Below are 20,357 nucleotides of genomic sequence, written 5' to 3'. Positions count from 1 at the left end.
ATCTTCGGCCCGGTCGCTTCGGTCATCCGCGTCAAGGATTACGAAGAAGCGCTCGCCACTGCCAACGATACGAACTTCGGTCTGTCGTCGGGCATTTGCACGACGAGCCTGAAATATGCCACGCATTTCAAGCGCAATTCGGAAGCGGGCATGGTGATGGTCAATCTGCCGACCGCCGGTGTCGATTTCCATGTCCCGTTCGGCGGGCGCAAGGGTTCGAGCTACGGTCCGCGCGAGCAGGGCCGTTACGCCGCCGAGTTCTACACGACGGTCAAGACGGCCTATACGCTGGCCTGACACTACAGTTGCAAATTCGTCAGGCCGTGGCGAAACGAGTGATTTTCGAGCACCGGAGCGGAGCGTACTTTTGGGTACGTGAGCACCGGAGCGCAGGAAATTGCTCGTTGCAGGCCGGCATCACGAAGAATGCAGCTGTAGTGCTAATGGCGGTCTGAAGGAATGTGAAAACCGGCGGAGACCCCGCCGGTTTTTTATGCGGCTTTTTTCGGCCAGGCGGCAAGCTTGCGGGCGAAATGCGACACCGTGCCGTGCAGCAGCATGGTGAAGGCAGCCAGCACGAACAGGCAGGCGAACATCAGATCCACCTTGGCGCGTCCATTGGCGAGCAGCATCAGATAGCCGAGGCCCTTCGATGCGCCGACCCATTCGCCCACCACAGCGCCGATGGGCGCATAGACGGCGGCAAGGCTCAGGCCCGATGCCAGTGAGGGAAAGGCGGACGGGATGCGGATGCGAAACAGGATCGCCATGCGTCCCGCGCCCAGAATTTCCGCTGCGTCGATCAGGCTGCTATCAGTGCGCCGCATGCCGTCGAAGAAGGTAGAAACGATAGGGAAGAAGATCATCAGCACCGTAACCGCGATCTTCGATGCAGGACCGTAGCCGAGCCACAAGGTTAAAATCGGGGCGAGCGCAAAGATCGGGATCGCCTGACTAAACACCATGGCGGGCATGACGAGCCGCTGCGCCAGCGGCGACATCATCAGGCAGATGGCGGTCGCGATGCCGACCGCACTGCCAAGGACGAGACCGCCCAGAACTTCGCCGATGGTGGCGGCGGCGTTCTCAGTGATCAGCCCGGCATTGGCGATCAGCGCCTGCACCACATCCAGCGGGCCGGGCAGAATGAAGCGCGGCATCTGGCCGATGCTCACCACCGCCTGCCAGATGGCCAGCGCCACCGCCGCCGACAGCAAGCCGTCGGCGATGCGCCTTGTGCGGGAACGATTTGAAATCGTAGCGTCCAACTAAGCCACTTTTCCTGAAACTGCTTTCAACCCCATCGACCAAAACTCGGCCTCGAGCCTGCTTGCGGTGGCAAAAATCTGGCACAGCCTTGGCCAACGCGGACTTTTCTCGAAGTCGTCGCCGATGCGGTCTTTGGCAGCCTGATCAAACAGCTTGCCGACCGTGTGGCACATGTCCTGATATTCGGCCCCCGCATAGGTATCGATCCACTCCTGATAGGGCGTGCCGGGCAGGGCGGTCACGGCGAGATTGAGGCCGATCTCACCATAGCCATGCGCGCAGGGCACAAGCGCTGTCAGCAGGTCGAGGAAGTCGCCCGCCTGTCCGCAATCGAGCACATAGCGCGTATAAGCGAGATTTTCCGGCTCTTCCTTCGTCGCGTAAAGCTCGTCTTCGCTGATCCCCTCGCGGGCGCAGATGCTGACATGCAGCGGCAGTTCCATATGGGCAAGGCCGTGCATGATATCGGCGCAGAGCCGGGTTTCCTGCAACGTATTGGCCTTGACGACACCCAGCGCAAAGGCGCGCGCATAGTGGTGCAGATAGACATAATCCTGACGGAGATAATGCAGGAAGGCAGCTTTCGGCAGAGTGCCATCGCCCAATCCGCGCACGAATTCATGCTCGATATAGGGCTTCCAGTCGCCAGGCGTTGCGGCGCGAAGACGCGTAAACAGTTCGGATGAATAATGCGGCTGCGGCTGGCTCATGACTTGCTCCCTTCGGCGTTGACGTCGATGGCGAATTTCTCGACCGGCAGGATGGAGGGCACCAGATTGTGCTCCTTGAGATAGGCCTCATAACGCTGCCAGCGACCATAATCGAGGCTTGCAGGCGCGCGTGAGAAGCGCGCGACGGTGTCTTTCCAGGCGCGCTGGTTCAACTCGTCCTTGATCTCGGTGCTATAGGATGAAAACAGCTCGTAACCCATGTCCGGGTGATTGACGATATATTGCGCGGCCTTCTCCGTGGCCGAGAGGAAGCGCGAAATCTTGTCCTTTTCCGCCGCATCTAGCTTGTCGGAAGCGGCGACATAGACCAGCTCGTCATAAACCGGCACGCCTTCCTCCTCGACGAAGAAGCATTTGCCGGGCACGCCTTCGACGGCCATCTGGTTCAGTTCGACATTGCGGTAAGCGCCCATCACGGCGTCGACCTGCTTCGACATCAGCGATGGCGCGAGCGAGAAATTCACATTGATCAGTTCGACATCCGAGAGTTTGACACCGTGCTGGCCGAGAATGGTGCCGAGCAAAGTTTCCTCGGTTCCGGCGACCGAATAGCCGATCTTCTTGCCCTTGAGATCGGCGATGGAATTCACCGATCCGTCGTCGCGGGTCATCAGGCAGTTGAGCGGTGAGTCAATCAGCGTGCCGACGCGGATCAGCGGCAGACCTTCATGCACCTGAAGATGCACCTGTTGCTGATAGGAAATGGCGAGGTCGGCCTGTCCCGCCGCCACCATCTTGGTCGGCGTCGAGGCATCGGCAGGCGCGACGATATCCACGTCCAGCCCGGCATCCTTGAAGTAGCCGAGCTTGTCGGCAACGATGATGGGGCCGTGATCCGGGTTCACGTACCAGTCGAGGATGAGCTTTAGCTTGTCGTCAGCGTGAGCCGAAGTGGCAACAGTGAAAGCGAGGCCGAACAGGGCGGCGAAGACGGTCTTTTTCATTTGCGTTGCCTTTCCATGGGGGTCTGCTCCAGAGCAAGGCCTGCATAAGCGCGGGTGGTTTCGATCCATTGACGCAGGCGGCTTTCGGGGTCGGCATTGAGGGTGATGTCGGTGACGACGGAAACGATATCGGCGCCCGCTTCGAAAACGCCCGGTGCGCGTTCGACGCTCATACCGCCGATCCCGACCAGCGGAATATCGCCAATCCGCGCCTTCCATTGGCCAAGGCGGGGCAGGCCCTGTTCGTGCCATTTCATCTTTTTCAAAATGGTCGGGTAGATGGGGCCAAGCGCGATATAGTCTGGCTTTACCGACAGGGCGCGGTCCAGTTCCGCCTCGTCATGGCTCGAAACACCCAGTTTCAAACCACCGGCGCGAATGGCATCCAGATCGGCATCGTCGAGGTCTTCCTGTCCAAGATGGATGAAGTCGCAACCTTCCTCCAGCGCGAGCTTCCAATAGTCGTTGACGATCAGCTGGCAGTCATGGGCAAGGCAAATTTCGCGTGCGGCGCGGATTTCGCTGCGCAGCTCCGGCTCGGTCTTGTCCTTGGCGCGCAACTGCACCAGCCTGACGCCGAGCGGCACCATGCGCTCCAGCCATTTTGCGCTGTCGAAGATCGGGTAGAACGGATCGAGGGCCATTACAAAAATGCCTTTCCGAGAAGAGGGGTGGATGGCGCGGCCATGTCGCGCGCTTCGATGGCGTCTGCTTCGAAAGCGAGCCGTCCGGCTTCAACCGCCAGCGCAAAACCACGTGCCATGGAAACGGGATCGCCAGCCTTGGCGACAGCGGTGTTGATGAGCACGGCGTCATAGCCCAGTTCCATCGCCGCAGCCGCATGGGACGGCACACCGATGCCGGCATCGACAACAAGCGGAATGTCGGGAAAATGCGCCCGCATGGTCTTCAGCGCATAAGGATTGTTGAGGCCACGGCCTGAGCCGATGGGCGCGCCCCAGGGCATCAGCACCTTGCAACCGGCTTCAATGAGCTTTTCCGCGACGACCAGATCGTCATTCATATAGGGAAAGACCTCGAAACCGTCGTCGCAGAGTATGCGCGCTGCTTCGACCAGACCGAACGGGTCGGGCTGCAACGTGTCGTGGTCGCCGATCACTTCCAGCTTGATCCAGTTGGTGCCGAAGATTTCACGCGCCATTCTGGCGGTGGTCACCGCTTCACGCGGCGTGTGGCAGCCTGCGGTGTTGGGCAGAACGGCGACGCCCAACTCGCGGATCAGCGCCCAGAAGTCCTGTCCGGCGCGCGCATCGCCGCTTTCGCGGCGCAGCGACACGGTGACGATATCGCTTTGCGAAGCACGCACCGCATCGGCCAGAATGGCGGGCGATGGATATTGCGCCGTGCCGAGCAGCAGGCGGCTTTCAAATTGTTGGCCGTAGAATTCCAGCATCTCAGCCTCCCTGCATCGGGGCCAGAACTTCGATGCGGTCGCCAGCCGACAAGGTCGCGGCTGCGCGCTCGTCGCTGGCCACGAATTCACCGTTCAGCGCGGTTGCAACAACCGCTTCATCCAGTTCGATCTCGGTCAGCAGCGCCGCCAGATTGGCGGCTGCCGTGGTGATGACTTCACCGTTCAGCACGATCGTCATGCATAGTCCTCCACAAATTCAGGCATAGTTTCGGGCGCGGTCGCGGCCGCAACCGCCATGCGTGCCACAGCTGGCGAAAGCAGGAAGCCGTGGCGGTAAAGCCCGTTGACATAGATGGTTTTGCCACGCCGTCTCACGCGGGGAAGGTTGTCTGGAAAGGCGGGGCGCGCATCGACGCCGGTTTCGAGAATTTCAGCCTCGCCGAAGGCCGGATGCAGGGCGTAAGCCGCGCTCAAAAGCTCCAATGTCGAGCGCACGCTGATGCCACTGCGCTGATCGCTTTCGATCATCGTCGCGCCGATCATGTGCACGCCGTCGCCGCGCGGCACGATGTAGAGCGGAATGCGCGGATGCAGGAGACGCACGGGCCGCGAAAGGTTGATGTCGCGCGAGCGGACAACCAGCATCTCACCCTTGACGCCGCGCAGATCGGGCAGCGCATCGCGGGCGCTAAGACCACGGGCATCGACGGTGATATCCGCGTCGATCTTCGCTTCATGCGCTTCCGTATTGAGGTGAAAGACGACGCCTTTTCTTTGCAGGTTTTCGGCCAGCTCAACCAATGTCTTGCGCGGATCGAGATGGCCTTCACGTGTGAAGAACAGGCCCTGCCGGAAACGCCCGGCCAGATCGGGTTCCAGTGCATCAATGCGGTCATGGTCGATTGTGTCGAAGGCTTCCGTCCGGCGGGCGAAACGGCGCAACTCGCTGGCGTCACGGTTGTGCGACAGAACCAGAGTGCCTTCGCGCTTGACGCCGGAGACGTGCTTTTCCCACCAGCCGATGGCTTCCTGACCGAGCCGCACCACAGGCTCTTCGGCGCTTTCGCCCTCGCACCATGGTGCCAGCATGCCGCCTGCAAGCCAGGAACAGCAGTCGGAACCGATCTGCGGGCTGCGGGCAATCACCGTGACGGCATGGCCCTGATCGGTGAACTCGGCGGCGGTGGCAAGACCGGCGACACCCGCTCCGATGATGGTGACGCGCATCACGCAATCTCCTCCATTCGGGTTTTCCAGAGGTTATGGAAATGGTGCACCGGCCCGTGGCCGTGTCCGATCTTCAACGTATCGGCAGCGCGGATTGCCCCTTGCAGATAGGTGTGGGCTGCAAGCATGGCCTTTTCGAGCGGCAGGTTCTTTGCAAGCTCTGCCGCAATGGCCGAGGAGAGCGTGCAGCCTGTGCCATGGGTGTTGCCGGTCAAGATGCGCTGCGCCTCGACACGCAGCGTCGGCTGATCGCGGCGAACGAGGAGGTCGACGCAGATTTCGCCTTCCGCATGGCCGCCCTTCATCAGAACGGCTTTCGCGCCGAGTTCGAGCAATGCGCGGCCCTGTTGTTCGGCGTCTTCATCATCAAGCGCCAGACCGCAGCCGAGCAGGCAGGCAGCTTCAGGCCGGTTTGGGGTCAAAAGCGTTGCGATCGGCACCAGTTTCTGGCGCAAAAGCGCAATGGCGCTTTCGCTCAAAAGCCGGTCGCCGGACTTGGCCACCATCACCGGATCGAGCACGACAGGGCCGGAAAAATGGGCGAGTCCCCGCGCAATGGCCTCGATGGTTTCGGGCACGGAAACCATGCCGATCTTCACTGCGGCAACGTCGAGATCGCTGAAAACGGCGTCGATCTGCCCAGCGACAATGGCGGGCGGGATATCGTGCACCGCGCTCACCGTGCAGGTGTTCTGCACGGTCACAGCCGCAATGACGCTCGCGCCATAAACGCCGAGCGCCGAAAATGTCTTGAGGTCGGCCTGAATGCCAGCGCCGCCGCCGCTGTCGGAACCGGCAATTGTCACGCAGATGGGCACAGACCGTGTCTGGCCATTGTTGGATTTGGTTCGGGAGAAACTATGTTTCTGGTTCATCGTGTCGTCTCTCATTCCGAACGGAAAGATGAGACGTCATGAACCTGTAAGGAGCATAAGCTCCGAGTGGGATGAACCCTGTCCGCGACGCGTCAAACTCCGTTCCCTACGCAGGTATTACCCGGATCAGGTTCAATGGGTTAACGCGTGAACGCGCCTCTCAGCCTCTTTCGAGGCACCCCAACGAATTTTGCATCCATAGGCATAGGCCGGAAGTTTTGAGCGGTCAAGTTATCTCAAGCGGTCTCGCGCGAGGTCTGACGCTATAAAAAACAAGATCATCAGAAAAAACTAAATGAGTACCTCCTTCATATATGGTTTGTTAAAACCATTGGTCGTATTCTCCCAGCGGGGAAGTGCGTCCTGGTGACGGTCCTCGCCTGTTGGTTCGTGAGCTTGTCTGGTCATGAACTCATGCGGAATATGATGTTCCAGTGAGAGGTTTTGTTGGCTAATTTAGACTGACGACATGTGTCGGCTTGGGGCAAGGGGTATATGATGGCGAAGCGGAAAGCCGGTCCGACAGAGGCGGGAGGCTCCATGGCGAGCACGTCCCAGCAGGATTTCCGTATCCTTTTCACCACCCATCCGACGCCAATGTGGGTCTATGACCCGCAGACCCTCGGCTTCATCATCATGAACGACGCGGCCTATGCGCTTTACGGCTATACGCCTGATGAACTGCCGGGCATGACTGTTCTCGATATTCGTCCGCAGGCCGAGCGCGAGCGCATGCTGAGCGCTGTCCGTGATCGCAGCGATCTGGAGCGCCCCGAGCGATGGCAGCATCGGCGCGCCACCGGCGAAATCATCGAAGTTCTGACCTACGGACGGGAAGTGCAGTTCGACGGTAAGGACGCCATCCTTGCCATCGTGCAGGATCGGACCGAAATTGCCGAAGCCAACCGGCAGGCGATCCATGCGCAATCACTGCTCGATAGCCTTGTCAGCAATCTGCCGCTCGGCGTGTTCATCAAGGACATGCAGGACGAGGGGCGTTACGTGCTCTACAATCAGGCGGCATCGCAGGCGAGCGGCAAGGCGATTGAGGCGGTGGTCGGCTTCACCGATGCACAGCTGATGACGGATCTGGAGCGCCGCCAATATGCGCAGCAGGATCGTCAGGTGATGAGCAAAGGCGAAGCGCTCAGCGTCGAATATAAAACCCATCACGACGACGGAACGCAGCGCATTCTGCGTGTCATCAAGAGCTCCATTCCGCCGGTCGACGACGGCACGCCGCGCTATCTGATCGGCTTGATCGAAGACATTACCGAACGGCGCGAAATCGAGGAGCGCATGGCCCATATCGCCATGCATGACAGCCTCACGCGACTGCCCAACCGCGCCTATTTCTCCCATCATGTCGAGGACTTGCTGAAAAAGGGCGGCGATGCGGAGCCGTTTGCGCTTTTCTATATCGACATCGATCACTTCAAGAGCATCAACGACAATATCGGCCATCAGGCAGGCGACCAGCTCTTGCAGCAGGTGGCCGAGCGGTTGCGCCAGATCACCACGAGCGACCAGTTCATCGCGCGGCTCGGCGGCGATGAGTTCGCCGTCATCTATCGCAGCGGGACCGTTGGCCAGATCGCCATGTTTGCGGATCGGGTGCTTTCGGCATTTCAGGAACCGTTCAAGCTCGGCGACAATTCCGAATTCGTCACATGCAGCATGGGCATCGCGCAGGCGCCGCTGCATGGCGATAATTCCGACGTGCTGATGCGCAACGCCGATCTGGCGCTCCACGCGTCGAAATCGAGCGGCAGGCGCACCTTCCATTTCTACCAGCACGCGTTGCGTCTGGCCGCTGAAAAGCGCCACATCATGACGAGCGAGCTGCGTCAGGCCCTGCTGTCCCAGCAGTTCGAACTGCATTACCAGCCGATCTTCAATCTGGAGAGCGGGCGGATTTCCGGCTTTGAAGCGCTGATCCGCTGGCGTCATCCCGAGCGCGGCATGATTTCACCGGCGGAGTTCATTCCGCTCGCGGAAGAGACCGGGTTGATCGGTCCCATCGGTGACTGGGTGCTGCTGGCGGCCTGCCGCGAAGCGGTTTCCTGGCCGGAGGATATCAAGGTTTCGGTCAATCTGTCGCCGGTGCAGTTCAGCCAAAGCTCGCTTTTGCGCTCTGTCACTGATGCGCTGGATGCGGCCCGCCTGTCGCCGAACCGGCTGGAACTGGAAATCACTGAGTCGGTGTTTCTGTCCAACAGCAAGCACAATATCGAATTGCTGTTCGAGTTGCGCCGCCTTGGCGCTCGCATTGCCATGGACGATTTTGGCACCGGCTATTCCTCGCTCAGCTATCTGCGCTCCTTTCCGTTCGACAAGATCAAGATCGACCGCAGCTTCGTCTCCGGTATCGAAGCGGATACGCGCGATCTCGCCATCATCCAGGCGGTGGCAACGTTGGGCGCTGGCTTCAACATTGTCACCACCGCCGAAGGCGTGGAAACGGCGCAGCAGCTTGAGCGTCTGAGAACCGAACGTTTCGGCGAGGTGCAAGGCTATCTGACCGGACGCCCGATGCCGGCCAGCGATGTGCAGGCCTTTATCCAGAGCAATAACGGCACCGGCCTCGCCATGCCCCCGGCGCATAACCGGCTGCCGGTCTGATCGGAAAATCCGGAAAAACAATTCCGCATTTCTGCTTTCAAAAAAGCGCTTGACCTTCCAACGGTGGGAAGGACTACTTATATGGCAATTCAGAAATCTAGCCTCTGCTAGAGCATTTCCAGCAAAAGTGCGAAGCGGTTTTGCGTAGGATAATGCGTAAAACAAAGAATTAGAGCGCCGATCCGATTAATCGGATCGAAACGCGCTCTAAGGCGTGAAAAGGGACTGCTAAAGGTCTCGAAGAGGATTGCCATGAACAAGCCCGTCGATCACGAATCCATCAGCTTTCCCGTTCCCGTGGAAGGCATGAGCTGTGCATCCTGTGTTTCCTCGGTCGAAAAGGCTGTGTCGAAGGTTGCAGGCGTCGACAAGGTTTCCGTTAATCTCGCCACCGAACGCGCCGACGTTACCTTCAAGGGTACGCCGGATCTGCCTGCCGTCATCGATGCTATTCGCAAGGCAGGCTACGAGGTTCCGTCAGGTAGCGTTGATCTCGCCATTGAAGGCATGAGCTGCGCCTCCTGCGTCAGCAAGGTCGAGAAGGCGCTGAATGCAGTGCCGGGTGTGACGCGCGCCAGTGTCAATCTGGCGACCGAGCGTGCGCATGTGGAACTGGCCGGACAGGTCGAGACCGCCGAACTGGTCAAGGCCGTCGAGAAAGCCGGTTACGAGGCGCGGTCGCTGAATGATCGTAGCGAAGAGGCCCAAGCCGAAACCGGGCAAAAGACCCAAAGCGAAAAGCGCGATGCTGAAGCTGCGGAGCTGAAAAAGAGTGTTCTGCTGGCTGCAGTTTTGACCCTTCCGGTCTTTGTGCTGGAAATGGGATCGCATCTCATTCCCGCCGTCCATATGTTCGTGATGGACCGGGTCGGCATGCAGAACAGCTGGTATCTGCAATTTGTACTGACCACGCTTGTCCTGTTCGGACCGGGTCTGCGCTTCTTCAAGAAGGGCATTCCGGCGCTGCTGCGCGCAACACCGGATATGAATTCGCTGGTCGTCGTCGGTACGCTTGCAGCATGGGGCTTCTCGCTTGTCGCAACCTTTCTGCCGGGCGTTTTGCCTGCGGGCACGGTCAACGTTTATTTCGAGGCGGCGGCGGTCATCGTCACGCTGATCCTGATCGGGCGCTATCTTGAAGCACGCGCCAAGGGACGCACCAGTGCAGCGATCAGCCGTCTGGTCGGCTTGCAGGCCAAGTCGGCCCGCGTGGTGCGCGATGGCGAGCCGGTCGATGTACCGCTCGAAGACGTGCGCGCAGGCGACATCGTGCAGGTGCGGCCCGGCGAGAAAGTGCCGGTCGATGGCGAAGTGATCGAAGGTTCGTCCTATGTCGATGAATCGATGATCACCGGCGAGCCGGTGCCGGTCGCCAAAGACAAGGGTGCGGAAGTGGTCGGCGGCACCATCAACAAGACGGGTGCTTTCACTTTCCGCGCCACCAAGGTTGGCCGCGACATGGTGATCTCGCAGATCATCCGCATGGTGGAGGATGCACAGGCCGACAAGCTGCCCATTCAGGCCAAGGTCGACAAGGTGACAGGCTGGTTCGTGCCCGCCGTCATGGCTGCCGCCGCGCTGACCTTCGTGCTCTGGCTCGCCATTGGCGGCACGGCAATGCTCGGCTATGCGCTGGTCAATGCGATTGCCGTTCTCATCATTGCCTGCCCATGCGCAATGGGGCTGGCAACCCCGACGTCGATCATGGTCGGCACTGGTCGTGCGGCAGAGTTCGGTGTTCTGTTTCGCCGTGGCGATGCGCTGCAAACCTTGCGTGATGCAACGATCATCGCTGTCGACAAGACCGGCACGCTGACCCAGGGCAAGCCTGCTCTGGCGCATTTCGCAACGGTCGACGGTTTCGACAGGCAAGAACTTCTGGCGCTGGTGGCAGCTGTTGAAGCCCGCTCCGAACATCCGATTGCCGACGCCATCGTGACGGCTGCAAAGGAAGAGGGCCTGAAGCTTGCTGACGTCTCGGCTTTCGAAGCAGTGCCGGGTTTCGGTCTCAAGGCGACTGTATCAGGGCATGAAGTCGCCATCGGCGCCGACCGCTATATGGCGAAGCTTGGCCATGATGTGGCGGTATTTGCCGAGGATGCGAAGCGTCTGGGTGATGAAGGCCAGTCGCCGCTTTATGCCGCCGTTGACGGCAAGCTTGCGGCCATTGTGACCGTCGCTGACCCGATGAAGGAAACCACGCCTGCGGCCATTGCTGCCCTGCACGAGCAGGGGCTTACCGTGGCGATGATCACCGGCGACAATCGCCGCACCGCGCAGGCCATCGCCAAGCGGCTCGGCATTGATGAAGTGGTGGCGGAAGTGCTGCCGGACGGCAAGGTTGAAGCGCTAAAGCGGCTTTCGGCTGGTGGCAAGCGTATTGCTTTCGTCGGTGACGGCATCAACGACGCCCCGGCGCTGGCGGCAGCAGATGTTGGCATTGCCATTGGCACCGGAACCGATATTGCGATTGAAAGCGCGGATGTGGTGCTGATGTCGGGCGACCTGCGCGGTGTTGCAAACGCCATCGCCATATCCAAGGCGACAATCCGCAATATCAGCGAAAACCTCTTCTGGGCCTTCGCTTATAATGTGGCGCTCATTCCGGTCGCTGCCGGAATTCTCTACCCCTTTACCGGCACTTTGCTGTCGCCGGTTCTGGCGGCGGGTGCGATGGCACTGTCGAGCATCTTCGTGCTCAGCAATGCGTTGAGGTTGCGCCGGTTCAAAAGCCCTCTTGGTTGATGAGTGCGGTAACGCACAATTAGAAAAATCGAAAACGGCGGCTCTCTTGGGTCGCCGTTTTTGTTTCCTCTGGTCTTTTTAGATTTCTGCCTAGTTTTATTTGAAGGCAGAGAGTGTTGCTGCGTTTGAAATGCAACGGCACTCCCACCCATCAGGACTTCTCGCATTCGATGTTTTCCGTGCATTCGGGTTCAGGCACGGCGGTCTGCAGTCACACTTGAAGGGGTAATATTTTGCTTATTTCCTTGACCTCTATCGTCCTTTTGCTGGTCGGGCTGGCGCTCGGCTGGGGCGGTGTCCAGCTCGTTACCCTGGGGGGCAGCTGGTACTACATCATTGCGGCTGTCGGCTTTTTGCTGACAGCGGCTCTTCTCTTGAAAAGAAGCGCTGCGGCCCTGTGGCTCTATGCGCTGATCGTGCTCGGCTCGCTGGGCTGGGCTGTTTATGAAGTCGGCTTCGATTGGTGGCAGCTTGGCGCGCGGGGCGGCATTATCGTGCTGCTCGGCCTCTGGCTTCTGACCCCGTGGATACGCAAGCCGCTGAATGGCGGGCAGGGCGGCGGTGGTCTACCGCTGACGGTCGCGAGCGTGGTTGCGCTTGCAATCGCCGGCTATTCCATGACGCAGGACCCCTACAATATTGCGGGTAGTCTCCCGACAGACAAGGTTGCGGCGACACCCGATCTGGGCGGCAATGTGCCGGACGGTGAATGGCACCAATATGGCCGCACGCCCTATGGCCAGCGTTATTCGCCGCTGTCACAGATCACGCCGGACAATGTCTCCAAATTGCAGGTTGCCTGGCAGTATCAGACCGGTGACGTGAAGCAGCCGCAGGATGTCGGCGAGACCACCTATCAGGTGACGCCGCTCAAGATCGGCGACTCGCTCTATCTCTGCACGCCGCATAATTGGGCCATTGCGCTTGATGCCGCGACCGGCAAGGAAAAGTGGAAGTTCGATCCGAAAGTCGGCTTCAACACCGACCGCCAGCACCAGACCTGCCGTGGCGTGAGCTACTGGAAGGACGCCAATGCGACAGCAGGCGCCAAATGCGCCGAGCGGGTCTATCTGCCGACCTCGGATGCCCGCCTGATCGCGCTTGATACGGCGACCGGTGAAATCTGCACCGATTTTGCCAATGGCGGCACGCTCGATCTCAGCCATGGCATGAAGTTTAATCCGGCCGGTTATTATTACTCGACCTCACCTCCGGCTGTGGTCGGCGACAAGATCATTGTCGGCGGTGCCGTCAACGATAACTACTCGACGGAAGAACAGTCGGGCGTCATCCGCGCTTTCGACATCCGTACCGGCCAGCTTATCTGGAACTGGGATTCGGGTAATCCGGATGTCACGACGCCGCTGCCGGAAGGCCAGTTCTACACGACGAATTCGCCTAATAGCTGGTCGGTCTCCAGCGTGGACGAAAAGCTCGGCCTGATCTTCGTGCCGCTTGGCAATCAGGTGCCTGACCAGCTCGGCATGGGACGCAGCGAAAATGTGGAGAAATATTCCTCCTCCATCGTCGCGCTCGATGTGAATACGGGTCAGGTGAAGTGGGTGCGCCAGACGGTTCATCACGATCTGTGGGATATGGACGTTCCGGCGCAGCCGGTTCTGCTTGATATCAACGGCACGCCAGCGCTGGTCGGTCCGACCAAGCAGGGCGACCTTTATGTGCTCGACCGCCGCACCGGCGAGCCGATCATTCCGATCAAGGAAATCCCGGCCCCGACCGGCACCATCCCGGAAGATCATTCGTCGCCAACGCAGCCGATCTCCGATCTCACCTTCAGCCCGCCAGCATTGCGCGAAAGCGATATGTGGGGCGTGACGATGTTCGATCAGCTCGCCTGCCGCATCAAGTTCCACCAGCTGGCATATGAAGGCCGCTACACGCCGCCGTCGCTGAAGGGCACCATTGTCTATCCGGGCAATTTCGGCGTCTTCAACTGGGGCAGCGTAGCCGTCGATCCGGTGCGTCAGGTCATGTTCGGCATGCCGACCTATCTGGCCTTCACGTCACGCCTTGTTCCGCGTTCGGAAATTCCGCCGAAGGGGCAGGATGAGAAGGGCAGCGAACAGGGCCTGAACCGCAATGATGGTGCGCCTTATGGCGTCTTCATGGGACCATTCCTCGGCCCGCTCGGCATTCCGTGCCAGACCCCGCCATGGGGCTATGTTGCGGGCGTCGATCTGCGAACCGGCAAGACCGTCTATAAGCATCGCAATGGCACCATTCGCGATATGGCTCCGGTTCCGCTACCGCTGAAAGTCGGCGTGCCGGGCATCGGTGGTCCGATGATCACGGCAGGCGGCGTTGCCTTCCTTGGCGCGGCTGTCGACGATTATCTGCGCGCCTACGACCTGACCAGTGGCAAGGTGCTCTGGGAAGCGCGTCTGCCCGCTGGCGGACAGGCGACGCCGATGTCCTATACGGTTGGCGATCAGCAATTCGTGCTGATGGTTGCCGGTGGGCACGGTTCTATCGGCACCAAGCCGGGCGATCATGTCATCGCCTATACGCTGCCGAAGAGCTAACTCCCAAAGGGAGTTGCAATAAAAACGCCGGGAGAAATCCCGGCGTTTTTTCATCTGAAGATGTGGATCGGTCAGACCTTGCTGTGCAGCAATTCGCCCTTGCGCGCGGCGGGACGCTTGCGCGGCTCGGCGGTATTTTCCGCAAGCTGGTGAATGATCGGGCAATCCGGGCGATTGTCGCCATGGCAGTTCTTTGCCAGATGGCGCAGCGTGTCGGCCATTTCCTGAAGCTGGAGCATCTTGGCTTCCAGCTCCTCGACATGAACGAGCGCGACCTTCTTCACATCGGCGGACGCGCGGTTGCGATCACGCCAGAGCGCCAGCAGTTCCTTGATCTGCTCGACCTGAAAACCGAGATCGCGGCTGCGGCGGATAAAGCGCAGCGTCTCGACATCTTTCTGCGTGTAGACGCGATAGCCGGAATCCGTGCGATCGGCAGCCTCGATAAGCTCGATGGTTTCATAATGGCGGATCATCTTCGCCGATATGCCTGATGCTGTGGCTGCCTGCCCGATATTCATTCCGTTCCTCACCCAATGTTGGTTTAACAGGATATAGGAGCGCAATATGGCTATTCAAAGGGGTACGGGCCGGTTCAGGCGTCTCTTCCGGCCTGTTTCATGAGATAATGTTCGAGGGTTTGAAAGCCATCGAAGATCAGAATGGCCAGCGCCGCGACGACGAGGCCACCTTGCAGCACGAAAGCGAGGTTGTTGGAGATGAGGCCGGCAATGATCACTTCGCCAAGCGTGCTGGCCGCGACCGTCGAACCGATGGTGGCTGTGGCAAGGCCGATCACTGCCGACAGCCTTATTCCGGCAAGGATGACCGGCATGGCAAGCGGCATTTCGACTTTGACCAGACGCTGCATTCCCGTCATGCCCATGCCGCGCGCCGCCTCCACGATGGGCGCGGGAAGGGTGGTCAGGCCGGTCAGTGTGTTTTCGAAAATCGGCAGAAGCCCATAGAGAAACAGCGCAATCAGTGTCGGCTTGTCGCCGAAACCAAAGACCGGCACGGCAAGCGCCAGAACCGCAACGGGCGGAAAAGTCTGGCCGATATTCACCAGACTGCGCGAAAGCGGCAAAAACTCCGCACCTTGCCGTCTGGTTACGAAGATCGCCATGGCAACCGCCACCAGTGTCGATATCAGGGTGGCCAGCGCCACCAGCCCCAGATGCTGCAAGGTCAGCGTCATCAGATTGGCGCGGTCATAGATGACGGGTGCGCCATCGCTGACCAGCGGGCGGAAGACGGGTTCGAACAGATGCGGCTGCATCAGAAACAGAACGAGCACCGCCAGAAGCGCCAGCCGTGGAATGATGGAAACGAACAGCCTCATGCCGGGCGTTCCGCTTTCCGCAACAGTCTTTCCAGCGTCACGCGACCGAGCGGCCTGCCGTCGCTATCGAGAACCGGCAATGCATTGCGCCCCGACCATAAAAGCTCGGCCAGCGCATCGCGTTGCGAGGCGGAGACCGGCATGGCGTCGCCGCTGGCATCGCCTGGTTGCAGGACCGTTTTGAGATCGGTCAGCGAGAGCAGGCGGAACGGGCGCTCACCGGTGCCGACCAGCTTTTCGACAAACTCTGTTGCAGGCCGCGCCAGAATTTCCGCAGGCGGGCCATATTGCAAAAGCTTTCCGTCATCCATGACCGCAATATGGTCGCCGAGCGAAATCGCTTCCTCCATATCATGCGTAACCAGCAGGATCGTGGTGCCGAAACGGCGCTGGATGGCCTTCAGGTCTTCCTGCGCCTTGGCACGGATGACCGGGTCGAGCGCGCCGAAAGGTTCGTCCATCAGCAATATGTTCGGTTCCGCCGCCAGCGCCCGTGCGACACCAACGCGCTGCTGCTGGCCGCCCGACAGTTCCTGCGGATAACGGTCGCGATAGTCCGCCGGTTCAAGCTGAAACAGATCAAGCAACTCATCGACGCGGGCATTGATCCGCTGTTTCGGCCAGCCGAGCAGAACCGGCACGGTGGCTATGTTTTCCGCAACTGTGCGATGCGGAAAAAGCCCGTGCTGCTGGATGACGTAACCGATCCGCCGCCGCAAGGCGTGCCCCGGCTCGTCCATATTGCTGTGCCCGTCGATGCGGATTTCGCCTTCGGTCGGCTCGACGAGACGGTTGACCATGCGCAGCAAGGTGGTCTTGCCCGAACCGGACGTGCCCACGATGGCCGCAATACTATGCGGCTCGACAGAAAAGCTGACCGCATCCACCGCAGCCCGGCCATTATAGCGCTTGGTAATCCGGTCGAACTCGATCATTGCGCGGTTCCTTTCCCGGCGATTTCAATGGCGGCGTCGAGCAGAACGGCTGCACCGAAGGCCAGCAGAACGGTCGGCAGTGCGCCAAGCAGCACCAGATCCATGGCCGTCTGTCCGATCCCCTGAAAGACGATGGTGCCGAAACCGCCGCCGCCGATTAGCGCGGCGATGGTGGTCAGGCCGATGTTCTGCACCATGACGATGCGAATGCCGGTGAGGATCACCGGAAACGCCAGAGGAAATTCGGTCTTGAACAGCCGTTGCAGGCGCGTCATGCCCATGCCGCGTGCGGCATCGCTGACCGGCTCTGGCACCTGCGCCAGTCCCGCCACCGTATTGGCGACGATGGGCAAAAGCGAATAGAGAAACAGCGCGACAAAGGCAGGCGCTGCACCGATACCGCGAATGCCGAGGCTCGCTGCCCATGGCGCGTTGGCCGCAAGCCAGCCGAGCGGTGCAATCAATATGCCGAACAGCGCCATCGATGGGATGGTCTGAACGATGTTGAGGCTGTTCAGCACCAGACCGCGCAGCCGCGGCACGCGATGGCAGATAAGCCCGAGCGGAATGCCGATAACCGTTGCCGCGACAAGCGAACCGAGCGCCAGTTCCACATGGCGACGGGCTTCATTCCAGAAACTGTCGGCGCGGCTGAGATATTCCTTCATGAAGGAGAGATTGTCCCACAGCCCCGAGGCGAGCAGCGCATAGAGAAGAAGGGCAGCGAGTGTGAGCAAACTCACCCGCACCAGCGGCCGCACTTGCAGGCGCACCAGAGCATCAGCGACCGAAATGCCGCTGGTGAAGAGCAGCAGCCAGAAGCCCGATGCCGGTGAAACGCGCGCGTAATTGTTGCCAGCCGGAGAAAGATGCGTTGCCGCAAGCCCGATCGCGATCAGCATGGCGGCAAGCCCGGCAAGGCTCGCGCCGAGTCGCAACATGCGGCCTGTTGAAAACAGGGCGACCAACAGCCAGACGATGACAATGACGAGCAGCAGCGCGGCTTCACCAACGGGCAAGGCGTCGAGCAGAAAGCGCGGTTCGCCCTGCACGATGCGGTTGGCGCGGAAGGTGGCAAAGGGCAACAACAGTCCGGCGATGGCCAGAACGGTTATGACGAGACCAAGCCTGTCGACACGACCGAACAGGCCATGCGGGGCCTTTTCAGCATTCGCCGAATTGGAATGATGGACTGCGATTCTATCCGGCAACGTGTCGCCTTTATCCGCCTATTTCAGAAAGCCGTTCTTCTTCAGGAAGTCCTCGGCGACCGCCTTGGCCGGTTCACCACCAAGCTGGACACGACCGTTCAGTTCCTGAAGCGTGGTCAGGTCGAGTTTTGCAAAAACCGGCTTCAGCAGTTCTTCGATCTTCGGGTTCTTTTTCAGCACCTCCTCGCGGATGATGGGGGCTGGCTGGTAGACAGGCTGCACATGCTTGTCGTCTTCAAGCACCACAAGCCCGGACGGGGCAATGCCGCCATCCGTGCCATAGACCATTGCCGCATTCGCGCCGTTGGTCTGGTTGGCGGCGGCGGCAATGGTCGCCGCCGTATCGCCGCCAGACAGCGTGATGAGCTGATCCTGCTTCAGTGTGAAGCCATAGGCAGTCTGGAAAGCGGGCAGGGCGGCAGCCGAATTCACGAATTCCGACGAGGCGGCCAGAACGACCTTGCCGCCGCCAGAAGCATATTTGCCGAAATCGCTGAGACTGGCGAGCTTGTTCTCGTCGGCCACGTCCTTGCGCAGCGCGATGCCCCAGGTGTTGTTGGCAGGCGAAGGCGACAGCCAGACAATCTTGTTGGCGTCGTAATCGAGCTTCTTTGCCGTCTCAAACGCCTTGGCCGGGTCTTTCCAGAGCGGATCATCCGCCTTGTTGAAGAAGAAGGCCGCATTGCCGGTATATTCGGGATAAATATCGATCTCACCGGCCACGATTGCCTTGCGCACCACCGGCGTCGCGCCGAGCTGAATGCGGTCGGTCGTCTGAATGCCGTTGGCGTTGAGCATGGCGAGAATGATGTTGCCCAGCACACCGCCTTCCGTATCGATCTTGGATGATACGACAACCTGTGATTGCGCTGGACTGGAAAGTCCCGTCGCGCCGGCAATCAGGGTGACTGCGACGGCTGCGCCCTTCAGAAGACCTCGGTATGACATATTCCTCGTCCCATATTGCTTATTTGTGTTCCTGATAAACTATAGCGCGACCGCAAAAAGGAAACCTTGGGTGGAACCGGCTCCTGACAGCTGTCTGTCAGGAGGACTGGCGGCGCGGCGCGAAACGGCATGAAATCACCGGCGTTGTCAGGTGCAATCGGGGCAGGAATGCGAGCGGTTTGCCTATGTCGCGAAATGGTGCGCATGTCGTATTTATGGCGTCTTTTGACGCAAGCCTGCTGTCGGGTTTTCACAGGACACAATAGAAATATGATCAAAGGCTTCGTATGTGCCGTCAGGGCGCATGCGGTCGCGAAACTGGTGGTTGTTCATGTCCCGCTTTTCTGCAGCTTCTATTATCAAAAACGCGCTTTCCGGTAACAAGAACTGGGATTCGCAATGGCCCAATGCCGAACCCAAAGCCGAATACGATGTCATCATCGTCGGCGCGGGCGGGCACGGTCTGGGCGCGGCCTATTATCTGGCCAAGGAACACGGCATCACCAATGTCGCCGTGATCGAAAAAGGTTGGCTCGGCGGTGGCAATACGGGGCGCAACACCACCATCATTCGCTCCAACTATCTCTATGACGAGAGCGCGCATCTCTATGAGCATGCGGTGAAGCTGTGGGAAGGTCTAAGCCAGGACCTCAACTACAATGTCATGTTCTCGCAGCGCGGCGTCATGATGCTGGCGCATACGGTGCATGATGTGCAGAGCTTCAAGCGCCACATCCATGCCAACCGCCTCAATGGCATCGACAATGAATGGCTGTCGAAGGAAGAAGCCAAGGAATATTGCCCGCCGCTCGATATTTCGCCCAATGCCCGCTATCCGGTGGTTGGCGCCACCTTGCAGCGTCGCGGCGGCGTGGCCCGTCACGATGCCGTGGCCTGGGGCTATGCGCGTGGCGCGACCCAGCGCGGCGTGGATATCATCCAGAACTGCCCGGTTCTCTCCATCCGTCGTGACGCTTCGGGGCGTGTGACCGGCGTGGAAACCGCACGTGGTTTCATCAAAGCCAAGAAGGTTGCCGTTTCAACCGCAGGCAACACCTCGGTCGTCATGGATACGGCTGGTGTGCGCATGCCGCTTGAAAGTTTCCCGTTGCAGGCGCTGGTGTCGGAGCCGGTCAAGCCGATCTTCCCTTGCGTGGTCATGTCCAACACCGTCCACGCCTATATCAGTCAGTCCGACAAGGGTGAGCTGGTGATCGGTTCCGGTACGGACCAGTACACCTCCTACAGCCAGCGCGGCGGCCTGCCGCTGATCGAGCATACGCTGGCGGCAATCTGCGAAATCTTCCCGATCTTCACCCGCATGCGCATGTTGCGCAAATGGGGCGGCATCGTCGACGTCACGCCGGATCGCTCGCCGATCATCGGCAAGACGCCGGTTCCGGGTCTCTATGTCAATTGCGGCTGGGGCACGGGCGGCTTCAAGGCAACGCCGGGTTCGGCGCATGTTTTTGCCCACACCATCGCCCGCGACGAACCGCACTGGATCAACGCGCCGTTCACGCTCGACCGTTTCAAGACGGGTCGCCTGATCGACGAAGCGGCAGCTGCCGCTGTTGCGCACTAAAAGCA

The 20,357-nt window shown here is 59.9% G+C and carries 18 protein-coding genes and 1 riboswitch; of the genes, 5 read left to right on the top strand and 13 right to left on the bottom strand.

Annotated elements, in window-relative coordinates; translation table 11 throughout:
• Positions 1-297: aldehyde dehydrogenase family protein (locus FHW00_RS11390; protein ID WP_182514654.1), on the top strand; the 297-nt coding region annotated here is incomplete at its 5' end.
• Between the two features lie 194 nt (positions 298-491).
• On the opposite strand, the gene FHW00_RS11385 is transcribed toward FHW00_RS11390, so the two are convergent.
• From FHW00_RS11385 to thiD, 8 genes are read right to left on the bottom strand one after another with little or no spacing between them, the layout of a single operon-like run.
• Positions 492-1,268 carry an ABC transporter permease gene (locus FHW00_RS11385; protein WP_078337830.1) on the bottom strand — a complete coding sequence of 259 codons (777 nt, stop codon included), beginning with the start codon at positions 1,266-1,268 and terminating at the stop codon, positions 492-494.
• The gene (gene tenA / locus FHW00_RS11380; protein ID WP_078337831.1) at positions 1,269-1,979 is read right to left on the bottom strand and encodes a thiaminase II; all 711 of its coding nucleotides are present in this window, start codon (positions 1,977-1,979) and stop codon (positions 1,269-1,271) included.
• Complete coding sequence (locus FHW00_RS11375; protein ID WP_078337832.1) at positions 1,976-2,944, bottom strand: ABC transporter substrate-binding protein; 969 nt, start codon at positions 2,942-2,944, stop codon at positions 1,976-1,978. The genes tenA and FHW00_RS11375 overlap by 4 nt, the downstream gene beginning before the upstream one ends.
• A complete protein-coding gene (locus tag FHW00_RS11370; protein WP_078337833.1) occupies positions 2,941-3,588 on the bottom strand; it encodes a thiamine phosphate synthase in 648 nt (215 codons plus the stop codon). The genes FHW00_RS11375 and FHW00_RS11370 overlap by 4 nt, the downstream gene beginning before the upstream one ends.
• Positions 3,588-4,358 carry a thiazole synthase gene (locus FHW00_RS11365; protein ID WP_078337834.1) on the bottom strand — a complete coding sequence of 257 codons (771 nt, stop codon included), beginning with the start codon at positions 4,356-4,358 and terminating at the stop codon, positions 3,588-3,590. Before FHW00_RS11365 ends, FHW00_RS11370 begins: the two co-directional genes overlap by 1 nt.
• A 1-nt stretch (position 4,359) precedes the next feature.
• Positions 4,360-4,557 carry a sulfur carrier protein ThiS gene (gene thiS / locus FHW00_RS11360; RefSeq protein ID WP_061344887.1) on the bottom strand — a complete coding sequence of 66 codons (198 nt, stop codon included), beginning with the start codon at positions 4,555-4,557 and terminating at the stop codon, positions 4,360-4,362.
• Entirely contained in the window at positions 4,554-5,546 is a 993-nt protein-coding gene (gene thiO / locus FHW00_RS11355; protein ID WP_078337835.1) for a glycine oxidase ThiO, read from the bottom strand. The genes thiS and thiO overlap by 4 nt, the downstream gene beginning before the upstream one ends.
• Positions 5,546-6,421, bottom strand: a complete 876-nt coding sequence (thiD, locus tag FHW00_RS11350; RefSeq protein ID WP_078337836.1) for a bifunctional hydroxymethylpyrimidine kinase/phosphomethylpyrimidine kinase — start codon at positions 6,419-6,421, stop codon at positions 5,546-5,548. Before thiD ends, thiO begins: the two co-directional genes overlap by 1 nt.
• A gap of 86 nt (positions 6,422-6,507) precedes the next feature.
• Positions 6,508-6,614: riboswitch (TPP riboswitch) on the bottom strand.
• Between the two features lie 305 nt (positions 6,615-6,919).
• Here thiD and FHW00_RS11345 point away from each other — a divergent pair.
• The 3 genes from FHW00_RS11345 (at position 6,920) to FHW00_RS11335 (ending at position 14,331) form a co-directional block, all read left to right on the top strand.
• A complete protein-coding gene (locus FHW00_RS11345; protein WP_078338108.1) occupies positions 6,920-9,043 on the top strand; it encodes a putative bifunctional diguanylate cyclase/phosphodiesterase in 2,124 nt (707 codons plus the stop codon).
• Between the two features lie 252 nt (positions 9,044-9,295).
• Positions 9,296-11,788, top strand: a complete 2,493-nt coding sequence (locus tag FHW00_RS11340) for a heavy metal translocating P-type ATPase (protein WP_078337837.1) — start codon at positions 9,296-9,298, stop codon at positions 11,786-11,788.
• A gap of 233 nt (positions 11,789-12,021) precedes the next feature.
• A complete protein-coding gene (locus FHW00_RS11335; RefSeq protein ID WP_078337838.1) occupies positions 12,022-14,331 on the top strand; it encodes a glucose/quinate/shikimate family membrane-bound PQQ-dependent dehydrogenase in 2,310 nt (769 codons plus the stop codon).
• A 71-nt stretch (positions 14,332-14,402) separates the two neighbouring features.
• Here the strand turns inward: FHW00_RS11335 and cueR are convergent, their stop codons facing one another.
• The 5 genes from cueR to osmF all read right to left on the bottom strand — a co-directional run bounded on the left by cueR (position 14,403) and on the right by osmF (position 18,767).
• Positions 14,403-14,852, bottom strand: coding sequence for a Cu(I)-responsive transcriptional regulator (cueR, locus tag FHW00_RS11330; RefSeq protein WP_078337839.1), 450 nt, complete (start codon positions 14,850-14,852; stop codon positions 14,403-14,405).
• 74 nt (positions 14,853-14,926) lie between these two features.
• Positions 14,927-15,673, bottom strand: coding sequence for an ABC transporter permease (locus FHW00_RS11325; protein WP_078337840.1), 747 nt, complete (start codon positions 15,671-15,673; stop codon positions 14,927-14,929).
• Entirely contained in the window at positions 15,670-16,608 is a 939-nt protein-coding gene (locus tag FHW00_RS11320; protein WP_078337841.1) for an ABC transporter ATP-binding protein, read from the bottom strand. Before FHW00_RS11320 ends, FHW00_RS11325 begins: the two co-directional genes overlap by 4 nt.
• The gene (locus FHW00_RS11315) at positions 16,605-17,807 is read right to left on the bottom strand and encodes an ABC transporter permease (RefSeq protein ID WP_445557900.1); all 1,203 of its coding nucleotides are present in this window, start codon (positions 17,805-17,807) and stop codon (positions 16,605-16,607) included. Before FHW00_RS11315 ends, FHW00_RS11320 begins: the two co-directional genes overlap by 4 nt.
• A 30-nt stretch (positions 17,808-17,837) precedes the next feature.
• Complete coding sequence (gene osmF / locus FHW00_RS11310; protein ID WP_078337843.1) at positions 17,838-18,767, bottom strand: glycine betaine ABC transporter substrate-binding protein OsmF; 930 nt, start codon at positions 18,765-18,767, stop codon at positions 17,838-17,840.
• A 331-nt stretch (positions 18,768-19,098) separates the two neighbouring features.
• On the opposite strand from osmF, the gene FHW00_RS11305 reads away from it, so the two are divergent.
• Positions 19,099-20,352, top strand: a complete 1,254-nt coding sequence (locus FHW00_RS11305; RefSeq protein WP_078337845.1) for a sarcosine oxidase subunit beta family protein — start codon at positions 19,099-19,101, stop codon at positions 20,350-20,352.
• Positions 20,353-20,357: the final 5 nt, after the last annotated feature.

Origin of the sequence: Ochrobactrum sp. P6BSIII, from assembly GCF_014138065.1 — a bacterium.
Taxonomy (GTDB): domain Bacteria; phylum Pseudomonadota; class Alphaproteobacteria; order Rhizobiales; family Rhizobiaceae; genus Brucella.
The sequence above is the reverse complement of the archived record's forward strand: the minus strand, read 5'-3'. Positions and strand labels throughout refer to the sequence as shown.